Genomic DNA, 4,431 nt, shown 5'->3' on the forward strand with positions numbered 1-4,431 from the left:
GCTAGGGACGGGCAGTCCCGAAGTAACGCTACAGGAGTTGGAACCTCTACGCTACGAAGCATATGCAAACGATTTAAAGCAGCCGTAGCTTCAATAGCAAAGGGAGAAGTAGTTCATAGCGACCGTTGTCTGGTTTCCAATTTGCAAATTCTTCAAAGCTTACTAGTTTAGGTAAAGCTTGAGTCATATATACCTCAGATAACTCTTCTTCAGAACCCCGACTTCTCTAAGAAGTTGGGGTTCTTATTTCGACGATTCACTTAACAGAAAACACCTCATCAAATTTGCGCGTAACTGGTTCAATCAACAAGCTCAAAATCGACTTCTGCCGCATCACGATTTCCCCACTAGCCTCCATCCCAGGAGTTAATGTCTTATCTTGACCCCGCCTCCTAATTGTGATTTTATGCAGTTTAATCCTGGTTGGATAAACCTCCTTGCCCGAATTCTTATCCTTCACAACTGCGTAGGGACTAACGTAAACTACAGTCCCTTCAATCACACCATATTCTTGATAAGGAAAAGCTTCTATCTTCACCTTTGCATTCATCTGTTCATCAACAAATCCCCGATATTGATTTGGCAAATCAACTTCTAGCAAAGGTTCTTTACCTTCTGGTAAAATTGACAATAACTCTTCACCAGGTTGGACTGTCCCCTGACTTGGGTTGACTTTGACGTTATAAACTCTGCCAGTAATTGGAGCTGTAATAGTTTGATTCTGCCACTGATTTTTAGCTTGAGCTAGTTGCCTTTCTATAGTCTGCAATTCTTCGCGGCGCTTGCTCAAATCAGAAAGGGATCCAGTTTTATAATTTTGCTGCAGTTGCTTGATCTTTTGCTCTTGGGCTTCAAAACTTTTTTTTGAGTTATTTAGTTCAACTTTAGCGTCTTCACACTTTACTCGGGTGATAGGACCGAAGAAAGGACACTCCTTATCTGCTTTGCGTTGGGCTGAGTTAAGGTTATTTCGCAGACGGGAATATTCAATTTCCGCCTCCTTAATGCGTGCTTTCTGGCTTTCTTCGGCTGCTTTGGTAGCACGTAGTATATCTTGCTTCATCAATTGGGCTTGATTGTTTAGCCTCTGAATCTCAGTTTGAGACGATTCTGAGTCAAGTGCTACTAAAATGTCACCTTTTTGTACAGGCTGACCTTCTTTTACCTTAGTTTCGTTGATATATTTAATTTTGCCACTACTAGGCGATCGCACTGGCTGCACATCTTGCTCACCGGGAATCAACTTACCGGGAGCCACAGCCACTTCATCAACTTTACTCAAACCAGCCCAAGCGATCGCCCCAAATACTGCCAAACTTAAAGTTACCCCTACCAATCTTGTATAAAGCGGCGGTAGCTCTTGCACCGCTTTACCTAATTCATAATCTAGGTAAGCGTCTGGATTAGCAAATTGCTCTTTAGTTTGCCGTGCTTGAGCAGGAGATGAAGCAAAGGGCAGCTTCATTGTTTTTGCAGGTTATCGTACAGTTCTCGCAGATTTATCTATAGTATCACTTTCTTGTGTGTTATATTCCTCAGTAAAGTAGTAGTGGCTCAGACTAAGATTTTTAGGAAGAACTGCATTCCCCACCAGTCCCAAGACATTCTGACCAGATTTTTCCAACAGATCACGAGCAATAGTAGCATTCACAGAATCAACTACCCCTGGTCGAACGACTAGCAAAACACCGTCAGCCATTTGACCCAAAGTAGCAGCATCAGCGGCTACCGTTAATGAGGGAGCATCAATGATCACGAAGTCGTAGTTGGTAGCAAAACTTTCCATCAATCTAGCCATTGGTTTCGAGTCTATGAGGGATGCTGGACTGGGAGGCACAACTCCACAAGTGAGGACATACAAATTATCCATGACTTGTGCGATACGCTTTGCGTCAAGCCTCTGGCTTATCGCGCCTTGCGCGGCTCCCTGGTGGAGCATCGCTGCCCTGATTTCAGCATGATCGACAATCACATTACTCAGACCTGGGCAGCCTGTTGCGCGAAGAACAGGGGCGATGCAAAACGGGCGATAGCTTCGCGCTCTGCGCTCCTTTGCAGATCGCCTTCTTACGAAGCTTTTGCTTCCAAAGACTTCAGCAATTCAGTATTAACACCAGACTCACGAGTTAAAGAAATTTTGCCAGTGCGAGCTATTTCTCTCAAGCCAAATTTTTGCAGCACTTGTACAATTGCTACCATCTTACCTGGATCTCCCACAACTTCGAGGGTAACAGAATCTTCTGCCACGTCTACGACTCTCGCCCGGAAAATTTGAGATAGTTCGACAATTTCAGAACGGGTGCTGCTTGTTGCATTCACCTTGAGTAACATCAATTCTCGTTCCACGCAAGGAATTTCTGTAACGTCTTGCACTTTCAAAACGTTAATGAGTTTGTATAGTTGCTTGGTGAGTTGTTCAATCACGCGGTCATCACCAGGGACTACCATTGTAATCCGAGAAATACCTGATTGCTCAGCAGGACCAACGGCAAGGCTTTCTATGTTGAAGCCGCGACGGGCAAATAAGCTAGAAATACGGGAAAGAACTCCCGCTTCATCTTCGACAAGTACTGATAAGGTGTGTTTCATCGTCGCCAACATTAGGCTAGAGGAAGTAAGTTATGAATAACAGAGAAATTAAGTCGCTCAACCCAATTAAACGTGAAATGTCATTACGAGCGCAACGCAGTGCAGCGAAGTAATCGCAAAGACTTTATTCTACGTTTTTCAATGTTGACCTACTTAGTATGTAGCCGCGCTACACACACTATTGCACAAGATTGCAATTGTAATCCCTTATTGTACCTGAGATTGGAATCGAAATAAATCGTCTTGTGTATTACAGTTAAAAAGCATTTCTGGATCTGGTAAAGGCAAAGCTTGCACGGGATGTTGCTTCAACCACTCCTGAAAGGATCGCCCCCCTCGATTAATATACTCCACCAGACTTGGTAAACAGCGACGGCGATAAAAACCGCACAGTGGTTCCCATCCTTTAGCTTGGGGAACTAAAGCAGCTATAGCCTCACCTTCCACACTATCCAATGCATTCGTCCATTCTTGCAACACCTCAACGCGCAATTTGGGTAAATCGCAAGCCAGCAGCAACACCCAATCTGTTTGTACATACGCCAGTGCTTGAGCAAATCCAATAATTGGTCCGTGCGGTAGTTGTTCACTACCAGTTTCACCAGACAAAGGCACTTCTTTGATAAACTCAATTGTAGATAGTAACAAGTGTTGATAGCGTTCTTGCCAGGGTGTGACTACGCAAACTGTATCAGCACAACTTTCTGCAATTCGACAAACCAATTGCAACAGGGGTACACCTTGAATGGGAATCAATGCTTTATCCCGTCCCATGCGAGAACTCTTTCCACCTGCTAAAACTATGGCGGTTAAGTGATTAGTCATTATTCATAACTCTATGCGAGCTCACCTTGAAGTCTATACTAACGTTTGACGATAGTAACGCATAGCGATAGTATTGTGATTGTTAGTTTTAAATCTGAAGAGACAAAGTTTATCTTTGAGGGCTTTACATCTTCTCAATATCCGTCCAATATCCAAAAAACTGCTTTACGAAAACTGCTTATCCTTGACGCAGCAACGTCAATTAACGATTTGCGCCTTCCACCTGGTAATCGTTTAGAAAAGCTAGTTGGCGATAGAATTGGACAGTACAGTATTCGTATTAACGATCAATGGCGAATCTGCTTTGTTTGGACGGATGAGAACAATGCTTTGGAAGTTGAAATGGTAGATTACCATTAACGCATGGAAATAATTATGAACAACAACCGTCTGCCAAATATCCATCCTGGCGAAATCTTGCAGCTAGAATTTTTAGAGCCACTCAATATCACCCCTTATCGCTTGAGCAAAGATATCGGTGTAGCTCAGACACGAATTAGTGAAATTTTATCTGGAAAACGCAGTATTACAGCAGATACAGCTTTGCGTTTATCTCGCTATTTTGGTAACAACGCTCAGTTTTGGTTGAATTTACAAACACAATACGATTTGCGTCAAGCTCTTGAAGAGAATGAAGAAGTTTACAATCAAATACCTAAACTTCCGTTGAATGACGTAGCCTGATTTTGTCTAGCAAAATTTTAACTTTTGTCCCCATCTCATAACTCAACAGTATACTAATCCCGACTTCCCCGCAGCTTGAAGCCAACGCGCATCAGGTTTGCAAGCCCCATTTTTTTCTTCACGGCGACGGGTGTAGACGTTAAATTGAACCGTGACAGATGAGAGCAACATGGTGCGTTACTGCAACTTGGTATGAGGCAGCAAGCAGCGCACAGTTATGCATTCCCCGGCAGAGCCAGGGAACGAGAAAAGAGCCAGGGAACGAGAAAAAACTGTTTTCAATTTTGAATTTGGAATTTTGATAGCGCAGCGTGCCCGTAGGGCATATTTTGA

Annotated in this window: 7 protein-coding genes; 2 read left to right on the forward strand and 5 right to left on the reverse strand. The window is 43.4% G+C overall.

Annotation, left to right across the window (positions count from 1 at the left end; all coding sequences use genetic code 11):
* Window positions 1–256 precede the first annotated feature (256 nt).
* The 4 genes from DP116_RS10065 to DP116_RS10080 form a co-directional block, all read right to left on the reverse strand.
* Window positions 257–1,465, reverse strand: a complete 1,209-nt coding sequence (locus tag DP116_RS10065; RefSeq protein WP_169155059.1) for a beta-barrel domain-containing protein — start codon at window positions 1,463–1,465, stop codon at window positions 257–259.
* Between the two features lie 12 nt (window positions 1,466–1,477).
* Window positions 1,478–1,972 carry a tyrosine-protein kinase family protein gene (locus tag DP116_RS10070; RefSeq protein ID WP_422614218.1) on the reverse strand — a complete coding sequence of 165 codons (495 nt, stop codon included), beginning with the start codon at window positions 1,970–1,972 and terminating at the stop codon, window positions 1,478–1,480.
* A 95-nt stretch (window positions 1,973–2,067) separates the two neighbouring features.
* The gene (gene ilvN, locus DP116_RS10075; RefSeq protein ID WP_169155060.1) at window positions 2,068–2,589 is read right to left on the reverse strand and encodes an acetolactate synthase small subunit; all 522 of its coding nucleotides are present in this window, start codon (window positions 2,587–2,589) and stop codon (window positions 2,068–2,070) included.
* A gap of 207 nt (window positions 2,590–2,796) precedes the next feature.
* Window positions 2,797–3,414 carry a molybdenum cofactor guanylyltransferase gene (locus DP116_RS10080; RefSeq protein ID WP_169155061.1) on the reverse strand — a complete coding sequence of 206 codons (618 nt, stop codon included), beginning with the start codon at window positions 3,412–3,414 and terminating at the stop codon, window positions 2,797–2,799.
* A gap of 75 nt (window positions 3,415–3,489) precedes the next feature.
* Between DP116_RS10080 and DP116_RS10085 the strand changes: the two genes are divergently transcribed.
* Window positions 3,490–3,774 (forward strand): type II toxin-antitoxin system RelE/ParE family toxin, encoded by a 285-nt coding sequence (locus DP116_RS10085; RefSeq protein ID WP_169155062.1) that lies wholly within the window; start codon window positions 3,490–3,492, stop codon window positions 3,772–3,774.
* Window positions 3,775–3,789: 15 nt separating this feature from the next.
* Window positions 3,790–4,098: a HigA family addiction module antitoxin gene (locus DP116_RS10090; RefSeq protein WP_169155063.1), complete on the forward strand. Its 309-nt coding sequence runs from the start codon at window positions 3,790–3,792 to the stop codon at window positions 4,096–4,098.
* Between the two features lie 139 nt (window positions 4,099–4,237).
* Here the strand turns inward: DP116_RS10090 and DP116_RS28530 are convergent.
* On the reverse strand, window positions 4,238–4,431 hold a 194-nt coding region (locus tag DP116_RS28530; protein WP_211173197.1), incomplete at its 5' end, for a hypothetical protein.

Source organism: Brasilonema bromeliae SPC951, from assembly GCF_012912135.1.
Taxonomy (GTDB): Bacteria; Cyanobacteriota; Cyanobacteriia; order Cyanobacteriales; family Nostocaceae; genus Brasilonema; species Brasilonema bromeliae.

Coding starts and splice junctions, on each gene's coding strand:
- DP116_RS10065 (WP_169155059.1), bottom strand. CDS start 1,465: ATGAAGCTGCCCTTTGCTTCATCTCCTGCTCAAGCACGGCAAACTAAA.
- ilvN (WP_169155060.1), bottom strand. CDS start 2,589: ATGAAACACACCTTATCAGTACTTGTCGAAGATGAAGCGGGAGTTCTT.
- DP116_RS10080 (WP_169155061.1), bottom strand. CDS start 3,414: ATGACTAATCACTTAACCGCCATAGTTTTAGCAGGTGGAAAGAGTTCT.
- DP116_RS10090 (WP_169155063.1), top strand. CDS start 3,790: ATGAACAACAACCGTCTGCCAAATATCCATCCTGGCGAAATCTTGCAG.